At 42.1% G+C, this 18,140-nt stretch carries 11 protein-coding genes, 2 tRNA genes and 3 rRNA genes; 5 read left to right on the top strand and 11 right to left on the bottom strand.

Annotated elements, in window-relative coordinates; translation table 11 throughout:
• Positions 1 to 5 precede the first annotated feature (5 nt).
• From F2A31_RS02530 to F2A31_RS02520, 3 genes are all read right to left on the bottom strand, one after another.
• A complete protein-coding gene (locus F2A31_RS02530) occupies positions 6 to 1,163 on the bottom strand; it encodes an acyl-CoA dehydrogenase family protein (RefSeq protein WP_150025025.1) in 1,158 nt (385 codons plus the stop codon).
• A gap of 90 nt (positions 1,164 to 1,253) precedes the next feature.
• On the bottom strand, positions 1,254 to 2,867 hold the full coding sequence (locus F2A31_RS02525; RefSeq protein WP_150025024.1) for an acyl-CoA carboxylase subunit beta: 1,614 nt from the start codon (positions 2,865 to 2,867) through the stop codon (positions 1,254 to 1,256).
• Positions 2,864 to 3,751 carry an SDR family oxidoreductase gene (locus tag F2A31_RS02520; protein ID WP_004950251.1) on the bottom strand — a complete coding sequence of 296 codons (888 nt, stop codon included), beginning with the start codon at positions 3,749 to 3,751 and terminating at the stop codon, positions 2,864 to 2,866. Before F2A31_RS02520 ends, F2A31_RS02525 begins: the two co-directional genes overlap by 4 nt.
• A gap of 176 nt (positions 3,752 to 3,927) precedes the next feature.
• Here F2A31_RS02520 and F2A31_RS02515 point away from each other — a divergent pair, with 176 nt between their 5' ends.
• Entirely contained in the window at positions 3,928 to 5,895 is a 1,968-nt protein-coding gene (locus F2A31_RS02515) for a DUF2075 domain-containing protein (protein WP_150025023.1), read from the top strand.
• Positions 5,896 to 5,965: 70 nt separating this feature from the next.
• On the opposite strand, the gene F2A31_RS02510 is transcribed toward F2A31_RS02515, so the two are convergent.
• Positions 5,966 to 7,768 carry an acyclic terpene utilization AtuA family protein gene (locus F2A31_RS02510; RefSeq protein WP_150025022.1) on the bottom strand — a complete coding sequence of 601 codons (1,803 nt, stop codon included), beginning with the start codon at positions 7,766 to 7,768 and terminating at the stop codon, positions 5,966 to 5,968.
• A 191-nt stretch (positions 7,769 to 7,959) separates the two neighbouring features.
• Here F2A31_RS02510 and F2A31_RS02505 point away from each other — a divergent pair, with 191 nt between their 5' ends.
• The 4 genes from F2A31_RS02505 to F2A31_RS02490 all read left to right on the top strand — a co-directional run bounded on the left by F2A31_RS02505 (position 7,960) and on the right by F2A31_RS02490 (position 9,932).
• Complete coding sequence (locus tag F2A31_RS02505; protein ID WP_004669660.1) at positions 7,960 to 8,559, top strand: TetR/AcrR family transcriptional regulator; 600 nt, start codon at positions 7,960 to 7,962, stop codon at positions 8,557 to 8,559.
• A gap of 8 nt (positions 8,560 to 8,567) precedes the next feature.
• A complete protein-coding gene (locus tag F2A31_RS02500) occupies positions 8,568 to 8,951 on the top strand; it encodes a DUF2750 domain-containing protein (protein ID WP_150025021.1) in 384 nt (127 codons plus the stop codon).
• Position 8,952: 1 nt separating this feature from the next.
• A complete protein-coding gene (locus F2A31_RS02495) occupies positions 8,953 to 9,462 on the top strand; it encodes a GNAT family N-acetyltransferase (RefSeq protein ID WP_150027634.1) in 510 nt (169 codons plus the stop codon).
• A gap of 65 nt (positions 9,463 to 9,527) precedes the next feature.
• A complete protein-coding gene (locus tag F2A31_RS02490) occupies positions 9,528 to 9,932 on the top strand; it encodes a hypothetical protein (protein ID WP_150025020.1) in 405 nt (134 codons plus the stop codon).
• Between the two features lie 13 nt (positions 9,933 to 9,945).
• Here the strand turns inward: F2A31_RS02490 and F2A31_RS02485 are convergent, their stop codons facing one another.
• From F2A31_RS02485 to F2A31_RS02455, 7 genes are all read right to left on the bottom strand, one after another.
• Entirely contained in the window at positions 9,946 to 11,109 is a 1,164-nt protein-coding gene (locus F2A31_RS02485; RefSeq protein WP_150025019.1) for an acyl-CoA dehydrogenase family protein, read from the bottom strand.
• Between the two features lie 201 nt (positions 11,110 to 11,310).
• Complete coding sequence (locus tag F2A31_RS02480; protein WP_150025018.1) at positions 11,311 to 12,387, bottom strand: AI-2E family transporter; 1,077 nt, start codon at positions 12,385 to 12,387, stop codon at positions 11,311 to 11,313.
• A gap of 118 nt (positions 12,388 to 12,505) precedes the next feature.
• Positions 12,506 to 12,620, bottom strand: a 5S ribosomal RNA gene (rrf, locus tag F2A31_RS02475).
• Positions 12,621 to 12,861: 241 nt separating this feature from the next.
• A 23S ribosomal RNA gene (locus tag F2A31_RS02470) occupies positions 12,862 to 15,753 on the bottom strand.
• 330 nt (positions 15,754 to 16,083) lie between these two features.
• Positions 16,084 to 16,159: transfer RNA gene (locus F2A31_RS02465), tRNA-Ala, on the bottom strand.
• 71 nt (positions 16,160 to 16,230) lie between these two features.
• Positions 16,231 to 16,307 (bottom strand) — tRNA-Ile (locus tag F2A31_RS02460).
• 59 nt (positions 16,308 to 16,366) lie between these two features.
• Positions 16,367 to 17,903, bottom strand: a 16S ribosomal RNA gene (locus F2A31_RS02455).
• Together the 16S, 23S and 5S rRNA genes with 2 tRNA genes alongside form the textbook arrangement of a ribosomal RNA operon.
• Between the last annotated feature and the right edge of the window lie 237 nt (positions 17,904 to 18,140).

Genomic DNA, 18,140 nt, shown 5'->3' with positions numbered 1-18,140 from the left:
CTGCCTTATTTCTGTTTCTTCGGCAAAATGTCCATCAACTTACAAATAATTCCAAGCATAATTTCATCGGCTCCACCACCAATTGAACCAAGGCGACCATCACGATAAAGTTGAGAAGCAGGGTTATCCCACATAAAGCCATTGCCGCCCCAATATTGCAGACAGGTATCAGCGACTTCACGAGTGAGACGTCCCGACTTGAGTTTCGCCATCGAAGCCAACATCGTGACATTTTCCCCAGCAATATGCTGTTCACAAGCTTGATAAGTCAGCGCTTTTAATGCTTCAACTTCAGTCATCAACTCAGCAAAACGGAAATGTACATATTGATTATTAATCAGTGGCTGACCAAAGGTGGTACGCTCTTTAGCGTAATCAATCGTTTGTTGAATGACTTTTTCTAAACCACCTACTGCATTGGCACATGCCCACATACGTTCCTCTTGGAACTGCATCATTTGCATCATGAAACCCATGCCTTCTGCACCAACCAAATAACGCTGCGGCACTCGAACATTATCAAAATAGACTTGAGCAGTTGTTGTTGAACGCATACCTAATTTATTCAGTGGCTCTGAAAAACTGATACCCGCAGTCTTCGCAGGCACAATAATCATGGATTTATTGACATGCGGTTTGTCATCTGAAGTATTGGCAAGTAAACAAAAGAAATCAGCTTGCAATGAATTGGTGATCCACATTTTGCTGCCATTAATCACATAATCATCACCCTCTTTTTTCGCAGTGGTTTTAATTGCTGCCACGTCTGAACCTGCATGCACTTCTGATACTGCAATTGATGCCACATATTCGCCGCGAATCGCAGGATTCAAAAATTCTTCTCTTAATTCTTTGCTACCAAAACGAGCAAGTGCAGGTGTCGCCATATCGGTTTGCACACCGATCGCCAGTGGCACACCACCACATGCTGCACGCCCTAATTCTTCAGCGACAACAAGGTTATAGGAATAATCCAAACCCAGACCGCCATTTTCTTCTGGCTTACAAATACCCAGCAAACCTAAATCTGCCATTTTCTTAAACACGTCATGAATCGGAAAGCGTCCCGCTGCTTCCCATTCTGGAATAAATGGATTGAGTTCGTTTTCTACAAACTGACGTGCGGTACGACGTAATGCTTCATGCTCTGCGGTAAATTTCATTATTTTTTTCCTTAAATTTAATCTCCCCTAACCCCTCTTTAACAAAGAGGGGAACTCCTCCCTTTTTTAAAGGGAGGTCGGGAGGGATTTTTAAAATCTAGACACACCAAAACGTGTTGGATTAAGTTCACGTTGTTGTGCTTCATAAATGGTTTGTAGCAAGAAGATCAGGACTTTACGTGTATCTCTTGGATCGATAATGCCATCGTCATGCAACATTGCTGTATTAAACAAAGCAGTCGATTGTTGTTCTAATTTCATCGCAGTGCTTTGCTCTAGGAAATCCAACATTTGTGGATTCGGTTCCATGCCTGAAGCTTTCTGTTTACCTTCTGCGACGATACGCAACACTTTCCCCGCTTGCGCTGCCCCCATTACCGCAACATGTGAATTTGGCCATGCAAAGATAAAACTTGGAGAGAGACTACGCCCACACATCGCATAGTTGCCTGCACCGTAGGAGCCAGCCACAATAATCGAGATTTTCGGTACAGTGACGTTCGCAACTGCTTGGATTAACTTTGAACCATGCTTAATGATACCGTTCTGTTCAGCATCTGTTCCGACCATAAAACCTGTAGTGTTATGCAAGAATAAAAGTGGTCGTTTGGTTTGCTCACACAGATGAATAAATTGTGCTGCTTTGACCGCACCTTGTGGTGTGATAGGTCCATTGTTGGTAATAATGCCAATATGTACGCCACCCATTTTCGCCCAACCACATACGGTTAAAGCATCGTATTCCTGTTTAAACTCAAGAAAATCTGAATCATCAATAATACGAGCTACAACCTCTTTCATATCAAAAGGTTGCTTTGGATCTTTGGGAATGATGCCAAGCAACTCTTCAGGTGCGAAACGTGGTTCTTTATAGTTTTGATTTAGACTAGTGCTTTGTTCCTTCCAATTCAAATGCTCTAATATCTCACGAGCAAGTCGAATCCCATCAGCATCATTTTCAGCTAAATATTCTGCTACACCTGAAACTTGGGTATGCATTTCAGCACCGCCCAACTCTTCAGCCGTTGCCACCTCACCAGTCGCAGCCAATAACAATGGTGGACCAGCCAGTAGCATTTCGGTTTGTTTGCGAACCGCAATCACATAGTCAGACAGACCAGGTTGATATGCCCCACCTGCTGTGGCATTACCATGTACCACTGAAATTTGTGGAATCCCTGCCGCAGACATCCGTGCTTGATTGGCAAAGGTCATACCGCCATAGGTAAATACTTCGGCAGCATAATTAAGATTTGCCCCACCACTTTCTGTTAAAGTAACAATCGGTAGTTTTTGTTCAAGTGCGATTTTCTGTAAGCGTAAGGTTTTCTGTACACCCATCGGTGACATAGTGCCGCCTTTGATCGCACTATTGCTGGCAGAGACAAGGCAGCGTACACCACTAACAAAGCCCAAACCCGCAATAATACCGCCACCTGCTTCTGAACCATCTTTATCATCATGCATGTTGTAGCCAACTAGACCACATAACTCGATAAAAGGTGAATCCGCATCTAATAGTAAGCGCACACGTTCGTGCGGCAAAATTTTGCCTTTCTTATCAAACTTTGGTTTAGCCGCATAAGATTTATCAATACTCTTTTGCTGTACTGCACGTACTTCCGCAATTTGATTCAACAAAGCTTCACGGTTTTGTTGATAGTACTCACTACCGACCGCAATTTCAGATTGGAGAATGGTCATTCTTTTGATTCTCCAGCTTTGTCTTTAAAAATTTCTGGAATAAAAGCACGATGGAAACCATTAAAAGACTGGCTATTGGTTGCATCTGCCAATGGATACATGCGTGTTCCCTGAGATGCAGCACCATCAATACGTAAAGTTACCCCTGAAACAAAAGCCGCTGCATCAGAAAGCAAATAACAAATTGCTGAAGAAATTTCAGATTCTGTACCCATACGTTTTAACGGAACATTACCTGCCAAACTTGGAATGATCACTTTGGCAAAGTCACCACTATAGTTGTCCATACCTGATGAAATAATCCATCCTGGCGCAACTGCATTGACGCGCACACCCGATTTACCCCATTCTACAGAAGCCGTTTTAGTCAGGTTATCCACACCTGAGCGTGCTGCACCTGAATGTCCCATACCTGGCATACCGCCCCACATATCTGCAGTCATGTTGACGATGCTGCCCCCATGTTTAGCCATCCATTGGTTATAGGCTTCTCGCATTAAATAGAATGTAGAATGCAAGTTATTGCGAACCACAGCATCAAAGCCATTAGCAGAAATATTTTCCAATGCCGAAGGAAATTGCCCACCTGCGTTATTCACTAAACCATCGAGCTTGCCAAATTTTTCAATGACTTCAGCAATCATGCTTTTGACTTGTTCTTCATCACGGTTATCACAAACGATAAAATGGACTTTTCCACCATCTTCGCTAATTTCTGCTGCAGTTTTTTCTAACTTTTCAATTTTTCGACCTGTAATCACAACTTGAGCACCTAGAGATGCCAGCTCATGTGCTGTACAGCGTCCAATACCTGAGCCACCACCTGTGACGATAATCACTTTGTCGTCAAATGCATCTGCTCTGAAAATTGATTGATAACCCATGTTGATACAGTCCATTCATCTATTATTTTTGAATGCCTATACACTACCAAGCAAGTGCTTGGTTTGTAAAGTACATATTGTGACTGAAGGCGGAAGTCGTAGTATTTCAAGTAATTCATTATTTATAGTGCTAAGATACTGTTCAATTTAAGATTTTTAAAATTTAAAAACTCACAATGAATACAAGTTATTATCAAGGTTCGATAGATTCTTTTTTAAACGAAAATAAAAATACAATTTTTGGACAACTGGCACGCCACCATCAACATGATTTAGAAGATTTACAGAAAAAAGCTTGGCTAGAACAAATTGAATTTCTACAACAAGAGCTTAAAGATGTTTGTGGACATTTATATTTTGAGTTTTCTATCCCGAGAATGGGAAAACGAGTCGATAACATTTTAATTATTAATAACTTGATCTTTGTAATAGAGTTCAAAGTAGGTGACAAAAATTATTCAAATTATGCTCAAAATCAGACAATAGACTATTGCCTCGACTTACAGAATTTTCATGAAGGAAGTCATAATAAAACGATTATCCCGATTCTTATCTCGACGAACGCCCCAAGTACGACCTCTCAGATTGATAGCTCTCTAGACCTGACCGGCTGTATTCTATGTAATAAAGAAAACTTTAAAGTAACACTGATCAGAATCCTAGACCAAATAAAAGTTAAAGAAAGTCTAAATATTGAGACTTGGGAAAATAGTATATATAAACCGACACCAACGATTATTGAAGCAGCTCAAGCTCTATATAAAGGCCATAACGTAAAAGAAATTTCAAGAAGTGATGCCGGTGCAATAAATCTATCAAACACCTCTATTTTAATGAATCAGATTATCGAAGATTCTAAGACCAATCATAAAAAATCAATCTGCTTTTTAACCGGTGTTCCTGGGGCCGGAAAAACACTTGCGGGTCTCAATATCGCGAATGAACGGCTCAAAGCCGATGAATCAGAACATTCCGTATTTTTATCTGGCAATGGTCCATTAGTAGATGTATTAAGAGAAGCTCTAACCAGAGACTCCGTAGAATCTACTAAAAAAAGTGGCCAAAAAATTTCTCGCACAGAAGCTGAACGGAAAGCAAAAGCTTTTATTCAAAATATTCATCATTTTAGAGATGATAATTTAAGAACATCTCATGCACCAATTGAAAAAGTTGTTGTTTTCGATGAAGCACAAAGAGCTTGGCAGAAAGAACAAGTCTCTAAGTTCATGCAACAGAAAAAAGGAATTCCAAACTTTGATATGTCTGAACCAGAATATCTAATCAGTGTGATGAATCGACATGATGACTGGTGCACAATTATATGTTTAATCGGCGGTGGTCAAGAAATTAATACTGGTGAAGCTGGTGTCTCAGAGTGGATCGAGTCGCTAAAAACAAAATATCAAGCTTGGGATATTTATTACTCCGATAAGATTTTGGCTGAACCAAATACCTACCTGAATGATTTAGATTTAGCGAATTGGGTCAGAGAACACGGGCATCAAAGAAGTGATCTACATTTATCGACATCTGTCCGCTCATTTCGAAGTGAAAAAGTTGCGTCATTAATCCAATCTATTTTAGATAATCAAAATGATCAAGCTTCTAAAATTTATCAAGAAATTAAATATAATTATCCAATTAAAGTCACTAGAGACTTAGCCAAAGCAAAAATCTGGTTAAGAAATCAAGCTAGAGGTACTGAACGAATTGGGCTTATCGCAAGTTCAGGCGCTAAAAGACTAAAAGCAGAAGGCATCTATGTTAAGAATGATATCTCGCCGACTAATTGGTTTTTAAATACCCAAGATGACACTCGATCCTCTTATTACTTAGAAGATATCGCAACCGAATTTGATATCCAAGGTCTTGAAATAGACTATACATGTGTAAGCTGGGATATAAATCTTTATTACGAAAATGGTTGGCAATTCCAAAGTTTTAAAGGCTCAAAGTGGCAAAATATTAAGAAAGACGCTACGAAAAGTTATCTTCTAAATGCTTATAGAGTGCTATTAACCCGGGCCCGACAAGGTATGGTTATTTTTATTCCGGCTGTAGATGGTAAAGACCCTACAAGACCTCAAAAACACTATGACTCGATCTATAACTATCTTATTTCTTGTGGACTAGACATACTATAAAAAGACGTATTGATTTCGCTTGCAATCTCTTGTGCAAGCGAAACTCACATACTAGTTGATATTGATGTGATCAGGCGAGTAGTTTTCTGGGCACCTTCACCGACATATCTAACAATTGCTGTGCAAAAGCCTTACCTTGTGGATCAATACGTAAACTTGCAATCCCACCGCCACCTAATGCATTTTCCAACATAAAATTCAGTGCATTCATCGCAGGTAATTCATAACGAATGACCTTTGATTTTTCTGGATCTAAAACATGCTGCATATAGTCTGAAACATTAGCTTCAGTAAGTGCTGCTCGAATCCAAGGCAAATATTCTGCTTTACGCGCAATCACACCAATATTGCTATGATTGCCTTTATCTCCACTACGGGCATGAGCAATCTCAATCAAAGGCACTTCGATTTCATCACCTTGATAAGTTGCGACGTCACCAGTTGGATGGGGAACAAAATTCTGTGTAGCTGAGCCAGTTGGAATCTCAACAGGATGTCGCTGACCAGCAAAATCAACCTCAACCTTGATTTGATCTTTATCAATCAAGAAAGAGAACAATTTCACGACTGCAGAAGCTTTAGGACGACCACCGACAATGCCCGCTAATGCAGGTGCCATACCTGTAGAAGCTTGTGCGATTTCCGAAGCGAAGAACATACATGCTTCTTTAAACACATGTTTGACTGCAATTTTGACCACGACTTCACGGCTTTCTTTAATGCGTGCATGTGCCCCATAGGTACTTTCAATACCTAAAATTTCGATAGATTTTTCTGTAAATGGAGGGACAGAACGTAAAGCCAATACACGTTCACATTTATTGATAATGGCATTGGCAATGGTTTGTGCTTTTTCTGGCGCTTCTCGACCTGCAATCAAGAAACTGACTAAAACACGATAACCATCGGCATAAGTGGCACTCACTTTATATTGTTGAGTTGGTGCTCGACCTGTTGCACCTGTGACTTTAACTCGATCATCACCCACTTGTTCTAAATGGACTTGGCTAAAATCAGCTGTCACATCAGGAAGTAAATAGGCTTGTGGATTACCTATTTCATAAACGATTTGCTCTGCGACCGTTGCAGTTGACACCAAACCACCTGTACCTTGTGGTTTAGTCACAACAAAAGAGGAATCTGCACTGACTTCTACAATTGGAAAGCCCATGTTGTCAAAGCCTTGTACCAAACGCCAATCAGTAAAATTACCACCTGTACATTGAGCACCACATTCAATTACATGCCCAGCCAATGAACCTTGTGCGAGTTTGTCATAGTCATCCAATGACCATTTGTATTCATGTAACAACGGTGCAAGCACCACAGCCGAATCAACAACACGACCTGTAATCACAATATCCGCGCCCAAATCCAAAGCATCACGAATAGCAACAGCACCTAAATAGGCATTACTGCTCGCCACATGTGCAGGCAAAGGCTCACCATTAAACATTTCTTTGATATTTTTTTGCTGTAGTTCTGTGTGCTTTGGCAATACGTCATCACCAAGTACCACCGCAACTTTTAAATCCAAGCCTTTTTCATCAATGATTTTTTGTAAAGCATCACGACAAGCTAAAGGATTCACCCCACCTGCATTACTGATCACTTTGATTTTCTTTTCAGCAATTTTATTCATCAGTGGAGACATCACACGACTAACAAAATCCAATGCATAACCATGGTTAGGATCGGTCATCATTGCTTTAGCCATGATTGACATGGTAATTTCAGATAGATAATCAAAGACCAAATAATCAATATCACTCAGATGCACCAACTGAAAAGCAGCTGTATTGGTATCGCCCCAAAACCCTGAAGCACATCCAATTTTTACTGGCTTTTGGTCATCCTGCTTGACGCTTGTCATGAGCTTTCTCATTATTATTAAAAACAATACAACATTACCAAGCAAGTGCTTGGTTTGTAAAGTGCAGAATGATATGCTGTGTTAGCAAAAATAGACAAATTCAAGCAAATGCTTGTTATAAAAAGATAAGACAATTCATGAAATGAATTTTGTTACAATACACTTTGATTAGACGGGATAGACGGACAGGCATGATTGCAACTTCAATTGAGCAAATACCTAAAATCGTATGTTTTGATGATAGCCCACGTGGACGTTTGCTCTTAGGTGCCGCCTATCTATTTTATAAGCAAGGTTATGATAAAACCACGGTTCGCCAACTTGGTGAATTTATTGGTATTCAATCAGGTAGTCTCTTCCATCACTTTAAAAGTAAAGATGACATTCTGGCTACTGTGATGGAACAAACCATTATTTATAACTTTGCACGGCTTAAAGAAGCAGCTGAACGCTCAAATGATCCTGAACAGCAATTGCGTGATTTAATCAGAGCTGAATTAATTTCAATTACTGGTGATACGGGTGCGGCAATGGCCGTACTGGTACATGAATGGTTTGCTCTATCTAAAGAAAAACAAGACTATCTTTTGAAAATGCGTAATGAATATGAGCAAGTCTGGCTTGATGTGATTGAAAAATTACGCGCTCTAGGCAAAGTCAAACATGATGCATTTATTTGGCGACGTTTAGTCGGTGGTTCTATTTCTTGGACAGTCACATGGTACCGACCTGAAGGTAAAGTGAAAATTGATGAATTGACGGAAATGGTCTGGGAAATGGCTTTGAAATGAGTTATCGAATGCATCCAAAACAACTGGAAAATGTATTTGCGTTAACAAGCAAACAACGTTATGAACATTTTATTTCAAAAGTTTGTGATTGGGAGGAACTTTGGATCCTAGAAGACAATAATGAAAATTTCCTAATTATTACTCCGCAACAGGACCTCGAATATTTATCTGTATGGTCCCATGCTGACTATGCATTAGCTTTTCATGAAGTTTATCCATCGCTTAAACCATCACGAATACAGTTAGATACCTTTCTTGAAATATGGCTTCCAAATTTAAATAATGACGGTCTAAAAGTAGGCGTGTTACCTAATCTAGGAACAACCGTTTGGATTATAGATCCTCTCGATTTAAAAGAAGAATTAGAAAATGAACTAAAGCAATATGAATAAAATAGAAAATATTTATTTACGTAAACCCCAACTCAGCGATTTAGCTGAAATCAAACAAGCCTACCAAAATAGTATTCATCTACATCAACCGTGGACATATCCTCCTACAGATTTTCAACAATACCTACAACAAGAACATCGTTATTTTGTCTGCTTAACTGAGAATCATGCCATTGTAGGAACCTTTAATATCTCGAATATTATTCGAGGTCACTTCCATTCAGCTTATTTAGGTTATGAAGCCTTTTATCCTTATATAGGCCAAGGTTATATGCGACATGGACTTCAACTTGTCTTACACGAAGCTTTTCAAACACTGAACCTGCATCGACTAGAAGCGAATATCCAACCTGAAAACTCCCCCTCCATTCGCCTTGTGGCAGGAGCAGGCTTTGTTAAAGAAGGGTTTTCACGCCAATATTTACGTGTTGGTGGTAAAGAATGGAAAGATCATGAGCGTTGGGCGATTTTAAATTCGAATTGGACAGATAAAAAATATCAAGTCTTCTAGTAATTGAAATATTTGAAGCTTTAAAATAAACAAATAAAGTGATGCCAATTTTATAAGCAGAATATATGCAACGTACAATTATAATCCTACTTTCCAGCCTAATGTTCGGTTGTACAAATGATATTGTGACAACCAAATTTATAGATCTACAGCATGCTCAAACAGAACATGCTTTTGAACGTGGTTGGCTACCTCCAATTTTACCGCCAAGCACAAAAAATATTATTGAAATAAATAACCTTGATTTAAATATTGGTCATGGTTCATTTACCTTCTCTCCAACCGACTTAGACTATTTTATCGATCATGGTTCAGTTCCAATTAAAATAAACGATGCGACTCGGGGTACAAAGCAGAAATTACAGGATCAAGGGTTTCAATTTTTCATTTATACTCAGAATTCATCAGTTTGGCATATTGCAACCCATCCAAATGGAAAAGGAGCCTACTGGATTGAGACAATTCAATAAGCTCCATTAAAGTTTAATAACCCAATTGCTTACTAATCAAGTCCTTCATAATTTCTTCCGCACCACCACCAATCATATTGACCTTCACTTCACGATAAATACGCTCAGACTTAGTTCCTCGCATAAAGCCCATTCCCCCTAATGTCTGCACAGCAGCATCCGCACAAAACTGCATGGTTCGTGTTGCGACATTCTTGAGCATGGAAATTTGAGCAACCAAATCAGCCCCCTGTAATTGTGGTTGAGTCATTTTCCAAGCCGTTTCTTCAAGCAAAGCGCGTGTTGTCGTCAATTGCGTTGCCATATCAACCAACTTATGACGAACCACTTGATGGTCAACTAAACGTTTACCGAACGTTTTGCGTTGTTGTGCCCAATCTAATGCCTCTTCATAGCAGACAAGCGCATAGCCATAAGCCACCACGCCCAAGAAAAAACGCTCCATATTAAAGTTATTCATAATCACTTTAAAACCAGCATTCTCCTTACCCAATAAATTTGATACAGGAACACGAACTTGATCAAAATGTAGATGAGCTGTATCCGATGCCCACCATCCCATTTTCTTTAGTGGTGTTTTAGTAATACCTTCACTATGTGCATCAACCAACAGCATAGAAATACCGTCAGCACCCGTTTTGGTGGGATCAGTACGCACCGCTACTGTGTAGTAATCCGCACGGATTCCAGAAGTGATAAAGGTCTTTTCACCAGAAACAATATAATAATCGCCCTCACGAATTGCTTTGGTCTGCAAAGCGGCAACATCTGACCCCCCACCAGGTTCTGTAATTGCTAACGCTGAAATTTTTTCACCTGAAATAATGCCCGGTAAAACTTTAGCCTTTAATTCTTCACTGCCAAAATGCTGAATTGGTGGGGCGCCAATGGTATGCACCATCAAAGAAATATGCACACCGCCTGAAGCCGCTTTCGCCATTTCCACACCAGCGAGTAACGAGTAAAAAGGATCCGCATCCGGAATACCCCCATATTCTTCACCAAAGCCTAAGCCCAATAATCCAATCTCAGCAGCTTTCTTATAAAGCTCTCGAGGAAACGTTTCAGCCTCATCCCATTCATTAACAAATGGTGCCATTTCTTTTTGCACGAATCGACGCACATTGTCCGCAAAAGCTTGGTGTTGTTCATTATAGTAGATCGGATTAAGTTGCATTTTCTGCTTCCTGGCTTGAATAGTTCTGAATCGATTAGAGTATTTATAAGCGCTTTACCTTATCAAAAAAGAAAAAACCAAGCAAGCGCTTGGCAAAATGCGCATCAATTTTATCCGTCATGATTTATTAAAAACGTTGATATATTTATTCAAAATAAGAGCCCAATTCTATAAGTAAGTATTTGAGCTCTATTGTTGCAATTATGCTTGATCGTAGTTTTTAGGATTTTGCATGAGTAAAATAGCAAATGGACGAGTAGATCGAAATGCCTCCAAAACAATCACAAAAATTGAAGTAAGAGGAATTGCTAGAATCGCTCCTGCGACTCCCCACAATGAAGACCACAATGACAAGGAGAGCAATACAACAAACGGAGATAAATTAATTTGTTTACCAATCATACGCGGTTCCAAAAAATTACCTACGAACATTTGCGCAACCGTTAACAGGATCGTAACCAGAATAGTTAATTGCAGCGAACCAGTTTGAGCCAATGTCATTAGGACAGGGAAAATTACACCAAATAAAGAACCAACATATGGAATATAGTTAAACAAACCAATAATTAAAGCCCAAAATAATGCATATTCCACACCACAAGCCCAAAGGATGACAAAACAAATCGTTGCTAAAATCAAATTAATAAGTGTCTTAACAACAAGGTATTCACTAATTTTTTTATTGATATCCGCAATCAATAACCGTGTTTGTTCAGTTTTACCATCTGGAAATGCAATCATTAATTTTTTAACGAACTGATCTCGCTCATTCAATAAAAATAAGGCATATACAATGATGACAAAAAACATGCCTGTCAGCGCACTAAATGAAGTAAGCGTCGAAGTAATTAGACTTTGAAGATTAATCTGACTCATCAGCATTTCTCTAAAGATTTGCCAATCAGGACTATTACTCCACCCTAAATATGCATTTACATGCAAAAAAACTTGTTCAATATTCGCCTCATAGATTGGCATCTTTGCCAAAATTTTCTGTCCAGTTGTAATTACTAAACTAATAAGCTGAACCATAACCACGATAAAACTAATTAATACCAATATCCTTCTAAACCACTCTGGCGTAGATTTCAAAACGGGAAACTTCACAAGCCAATGGCTTAATGTGATAAGGATATACATCGCTATCGTCGCAACAAGGATAGGTAATAGAAAACCCTGTCCAACTTTCAACAACCATCCAAAGAGAATTAAAAACAATAAAATATAAACCAATGTCTGTAAGCTAGATTGCCAAGAACCAAGATTATGATTTTGCATATTCACATCACGTTTTATCTTTTCACCCAATAGTTATACCGTAATTTTCCCCAATTTATTTTTTATAGTGCATAAAAAAACACCCCCAGCCATTAGGTTGGGGGTGTTTGAATTTAAAAGCTGGCGATGACTTACTCTCACATGGCAAGTGCCACACTACCATCAGCGCGAAGAGGTTTCACTTCTGAGTTCGGGAAGGGATCAGGTGGTTCACTCTTGCTATTGTCGCCAGCAAACTGTTTTGGCTTTGGGTGGTCTTACTTTTAAACTTATTATTAAGTTCATGCCACTTAGTACCGAAAGAGTTATTAACGGATTAGTAGAACATAAAGCATAGCTTTATGTCTTGCGCTCGGGCAAAGATTATTAATCTTTGCTTATCCTCGCTCATGAGTCTGTATTGTAACTAGTTTTAACACTAAATCAAGTTATGTATTGAATTTATCTTGAATACAACAACTGTTTGGGTGTTGTATAGTCAAGCCTCACGAGCAATTAGTATTGGTCAGCTTCACACGTCACCGTGCTTCCACACCCAACCTATCAACGTCCTAGTCTCGAACGGCTCTTTAGAGGAATAAATTCCTAGGGAAATCTTATCTTGAGGTAGGCTTCCCGCTTAGATGCTTTCAGCGGTTATCCCTTCCGAACATAGCTACCCGGCGATGCGACTGGCGTCACAACCGGTACACCAGAGGTTCGTCCACTCTGGTCCTCTCGTACTAGGAGCAGATCCTCTCAAATTTCCAGCGCCCACGGTAGATAGGGACCGAACTGTCTCACGACGTTCTAAACCCAGCTCGCGTACCTCTTTAAATGGCGAACAGCCATACCCTTGGGACCTGCTTCAGCCCCAGGATGAGATGAGCCGACATCGAGGTGCCAAACACCGCCGTCGATATGAACTCTTGGGCGGTATCAGCCTGTTATCCCCAGAGTACCTTTTATCCGTTGAGCGATGGCCCTTCCATACAGAACCACCGGATCACTAAGACCTACTTTCGTACCTGCTCGACTTGTGGGTCTCGCAGTTAAGCGCGCTTTTGCCTTTATACTCTACGCGTGATTTCCGACCACGCTGAGCGCACCTTCGTACTCCTCCGTTACTCTTTAGGAGGAGACCGCCCCAGTCAAACTACCCACCAGACATGGTCCTCGTCCCGGATTACGGGACAGAGTTAGAACCTCAACATTACCAGGGTGGTATTTCAAGGACGGCTCCATTGGAACTAGCGTTCCAACTTCAAAGCCTCCCACCTATCCTACACAAGTAAGGTCAAAGTTCAATGTCAAGCTGCAGTAAAGGTTCACGGGGTCTTTCCGTCTAGCCGCGGGTACACTGCATCTTCACAGCGATTTCGATTTCACTGAGCCTCTGCTGGAGACAGCGCCGCCATCATTATGCCATTCGTGCAGGTCGGAACTTACCCGACAAGGAATTTCGCTACCTTAGGACCGTTATAGTTACGGCCGCCGTTTACTGGGGCTTCGATCAAGAGCTTCGCTTACGCTAACCCCATCAATTAACCTTCCAGCACCGGGCAGGCATCACACCCTATACGTCCACTTTCGTGTTTGCAGAGTGCTATGTTTTTAATAAACAGTTGCAGCGGCCTGGTTTCTGTGGCTGCCAATAGCTCAGGGAGCAAGTCCCATCACCGTCAGCAGCGTACCTTCTCCCGAAGTTACGGTACCATTTTGCCTAGTTCCTTCAGCAGAGTTCTCTCAAGCGCTTTGGTCTACTCGACCTGACCACCTGTGTCGGTTTCGGGTACGATTCCTGTGTAACTGAAGCTTAGAGACTTTTCCTGGAAGCATGGTATCAGCCACTTCACTGTACAAGTACAGCTTGCTATCAGTTCTCAGCATAGAGTACCCCGGATTTGCCTAAGATACATGCCTACAACCTTCCACCTGGACAACCAACGCCAGGCTGACTTAACCTTCTCCGTCCTCTCATCGCATTACACAGAAGTATTGGAATATTAACCAATTTCCCATCGACTACGCCTCTCGGCCTCGCCTTAGGGGTCGACTCACCCAGCCCCGATTAACGTTGGACTGGAACCCTTGGTCTTTCAGCGAACGGGTTTTTCACCCGTTTTGTCGTTACTCACGTCAGCATTCGCACTTCTGATACCTCCAGCATACTTCTCAATACACCTTCATCGGCTTACAGAACGCTCCCCTACCACTTGACTAAAAGTCAAATCCGCAGCTTCGGCACATAGTTTTAGCCCCGTTACATCTTCCGCGCAGGCCGACTCGACTAGTGAGCTATTACGCTTTCTTTAAAGGGTGGCTGCTTCTAAGCCAACCTCCTAGCTGTCTATGCCTTCCCACATCGTTTCCCACTTAACTATGATTTTGGGGCCTTAGCTGGCGGTCTGGATTGTTTTCCTCTTGACTACGGACGTTAGCACCCGCAGTCTGTCTCCCGGATAGTACTCATCGGTATTCGGAGTTTGCATCGGTTTGGTAAGTCGGGATGACCCCCTAGCCGAAACAGTGCTCTACCCCCAATGGTATTCGTCCGAGGCGCTACCTAAATAGCTTTCGGGGAGAACCAGCTATCACCAGGCTTGATTAGCCTTTCACCCCTATCCACAAGTCATCCCCTGGCTTTTCAACGACAGTGGGTTCGGTCCTCCAGTTAGTGTTACCCAACCTTCAACCTGCTCATGGATAGATCGCCTGGTTTCGGGTCTATACCCAGCAACTATACGCCCTATTAAGACTCGATTTCTCTACGGCTCCCCTATGCGGTTAACCTCGCTACTGAATATAAGTCGCTGACCCATTATACAAAAGGTACGCAGTCACACCACGAAGGTGCTCCCACTGCTTGTATGCATGCGGTTTCAGGATCTATTTCACTCCCCTCACAGGGGTTCTTTTCGCCTTTCCCTCACGGTACTGGTTCACTATCGGTCAGTCAGGAGTATTTAGCCTTGGAGGATGGTCCCCCCATATTCAGACAAGGTTTCACGTGCCTCGCCCTACTCGTCATCATTGTGTGTGCCCTTTCGTGTACGGGAATATCACCCTCTACGTTCGCACTTCCCAGAGCGTTCCACTAGAACACACACAACTTAATGGGCTGATCCCCGTTCGCTCGCCGCTACTAAGGGAATCTCAATTGATTTCTTTTCCTAAGGGTACTGAGATGTTTCACTTCCCCTCGTTCGCTTCAATAACCTATGTATTCAGTTATTGATACCCGCCTTTTAGCGGGTGGGTTCCCCCATTCAGATATCTCCGGATCAAAGGATATTTGCCGCCTCCCCGGAGCTTTTCGCAGGCTATCACGTCTTTCATCGCCTCTGACTGCCAAGGCATCCACCACATGCACTTAATTACTTGACTATACAACCCCAAACAGTCGTTAACACATACAAGTGAGTGTTATCGTTGCAAACTTAATTGCTACTGGTTTGTTGTCTGTGAACTTAATCACCATACAGCTTCAATCTAAATTCATATACCAAAACGCTTGATTCAGTGTTTTTGCTAGTTCTCAATTTCATTCTTTCGAATGAATTGAGTGAACAATTTATTTCAGACTCAATTCTACTAATCTGTTAATGATTAACTACAGCCTCGTCAGCTTGCAGTAAACTGTGATAAATCACAGAAGTTAATAAGCGTTTAACTTACTAAGTTCTGTAATCTTTAGCTCGTACTTCGTAAAGTACGTGGTGGAGACTAGGAGAGTCGAACTCCTGACCTCCTGCGTGCAAAGCAGGCGCTCTACCAACTAAGCTAAGTCCCCAGCTTACAATCATCATGAACGATATATCTTTTTATCTAGCAGCTTGTGATTATTCATCACTTCGTCAGTAGTGGTGGGTCTGACAAGACTTGAACTTGTGACCCCACGCTTATCAAGCGTGTGCTCTAACCAACTGAGCTACAGACCCTCAGATACATCTTCGAAGAACAACTTGTTGTGGATTCTTACCAGTCACCAATCTTTCGTTAAGGAGGTGATCCAGCCGCAGGTTCCCCTACGGCTACCTTGTTACGACTTCACCCCAGTCATCGGCCACACCGTGGTAACCGCCCTCTTTGCAGTTAGGCTAGCTACTTCTGGTGCAACAAACTCCCATGGTGTGACGGGCGGTGTGTACAAGGCCCGGGAACGTATTCACCGCGGCATTCTGATCCGCGATTACTAGCGATTCCGACTTCATGGAGTCGAGTTGCAGACTCCAATCCGGACTACGATCGGCTTTTTGAGATTAGCATCCTATCGCTAGGTAGCAACCCTTTGTACCGACCATTGTAGCACGTGTGTAGCCCTGGCCGTAAGGGCCATGATGACTTGACGTCGTCCCCGCCTTCCTCCAGTTTGTCACTGGCAGTATCCTTAAAGTTCCCATCCGAAATGCTGGCAAGTAAGGAAAAGGGTTGCGCTCGTTGCGGGACTTAACCCAACATCTCACGACACGAGCTGACGACAGCCATGCAGCACCTGTATCTAGATTCCCGAAGGCACCAATCCATCTCTGGAAAGTTTCTAGTATGTCAAGGCCAGGTAAGGTTCTTCGCGTTGCATCGAATTAAACCACATGCTCCACCGCTTGTGCGGGCCCCCGTCAATTCATTTGAGTTTTAGTCTTGCGACCGTACTCCCCAGGCGGTCTACTTATCGCGTTAGCTGCGCCACTAAAGCCTCAAAGGCCCCAACGGCTAGTAGACATCGTTTACGGCATGGACTACCAGGGTATCTAATCCTGTTTGCTCCCCATGCTTTCGTACCTCAGCGTCAGTATTAGGCCAGATGGCTGCCTTCGCCATCGGTATTCCTCCAGATCTCTACGCATTTCACCGCTACACCTGGAATTCTACCATCCTCTCCCATACTCTAGCCATCCAGTATCGAATGCAATTCCCAAGTTAAGCTCGGGGATTTCACATTTGACTTAAATGGCCGCCTACGCACGCTTTACGCCCAGTAAATCCGATTAACGCTCGCACCCTCTGTATTACCGCGGCTGCTGGCACAGAGTTAGCCGGTGCTTATTCTGCGAGTAACGTCCACTTATCCAAGATATTAGCTTGGTAAGCCTCCTCCTCGCTTAAAGTGCTTTACAACCATAAGGCCTTCTTCACACACGCGGCATGGCTGGATCAGGGTTCCCCCCATTGTCCAATATTCCCCACTGCTGCCTCCCGTAGGAGTCTGGGCCGTGTCTCAGTCCCAGTGTGGCGGATCATCCTCTCAGACCCGCTACAGATCGTCGCCTTGGTAGGCCTTTACCCCACCAACTAGCTAATCCGACTTAGGCTCATCTATTAGCGCAAGGTCCGAAGATCCCCTGCTTTCTCCCGTAGGACGTATGCGGTATTAGCATTCCTTTCGGAATGTTGTCCCCCACTAATAGGCAGATTCCTAAGCATTACTCACCCGTCCGCCGCTAGGTCCAGTACCGAAGCACCTTCCCCCGCTCGACTTGCATGTGTTAAGCCTGCCGCCAGCGTTCAATCTGAGCCATGATCAAACTCTTCAGTTAAAATCATTTGCACCTTAGTTAAGACAAGGTGCCAATTCTGGCTCATCAATTACTGACTTAATATTCGCTCAAATAAACTTCGAGAAATTTAAACCAATTAATCAATGAAAATATATTCGATCGATCAACCAGTAAAAATCCACACAAGTTGTTCTTCTATTCTCTTAATGATCTTCTCGATGATTCGTCATCATCAAGCTAGGTCGGCTATATTACTCTAAATTTCTTTAAAGTCAA

The organism is Acinetobacter suaedae (assembly GCF_008630915.1).
GTDB classification, from domain to species: Bacteria; Pseudomonadota; Gammaproteobacteria; order Pseudomonadales; family Moraxellaceae; genus Acinetobacter; species Acinetobacter suaedae.
This window is presented reverse-complemented; position numbering and strand designations above follow the sequence as displayed.

Coding starts and splice junctions, on each gene's coding strand:
- F2A31_RS02530 (WP_150025025.1), bottom strand. CDS start 1,163: ATGAAATTTACCGCAGAGCATGAAGCATTACGTCGTACCGCACGTCAG.
- F2A31_RS02525 (WP_150025024.1), bottom strand. CDS start 2,867: ATGACCATTCTCCAATCTGAAATTGCGGTCGGTAGTGAGTACTATCAA.
- F2A31_RS02520 (WP_004950251.1), bottom strand. CDS start 3,751: ATGGGTTATCAATCAATTTTCAGAGCAGATGCATTTGACGACAAAGTG.
- F2A31_RS02515 (WP_150025023.1), top strand. CDS start 3,928: ATGAATACAAGTTATTATCAAGGTTCGATAGATTCTTTTTTAAACGAA.
- F2A31_RS02510 (WP_150025022.1), bottom strand. CDS start 7,768: ATGACAAGCGTCAAGCAGGATGACCAAAAGCCAGTAAAAATTGGATGT.
- F2A31_RS02505 (WP_004669660.1), top strand. CDS start 7,960: ATGATTGCAACTTCAATTGAGCAAATACCTAAAATCGTATGTTTTGAT.
- F2A31_RS02500 (WP_150025021.1), top strand. CDS start 8,568: ATGCATCCAAAACAACTGGAAAATGTATTTGCGTTAACAAGCAAACAA.
- F2A31_RS02490 (WP_150025020.1), top strand. CDS start 9,528: ATGCAACGTACAATTATAATCCTACTTTCCAGCCTAATGTTCGGTTGT.
- F2A31_RS02485 (WP_150025019.1), bottom strand. CDS start 11,109: ATGCAACTTAATCCGATCTACTATAATGAACAACACCAAGCTTTTGCG.
- F2A31_RS02480 (WP_150025018.1), bottom strand. CDS start 12,387: ATGCAAAATCATAATCTTGGTTCTTGGCAATCTAGCTTACAGACATTG.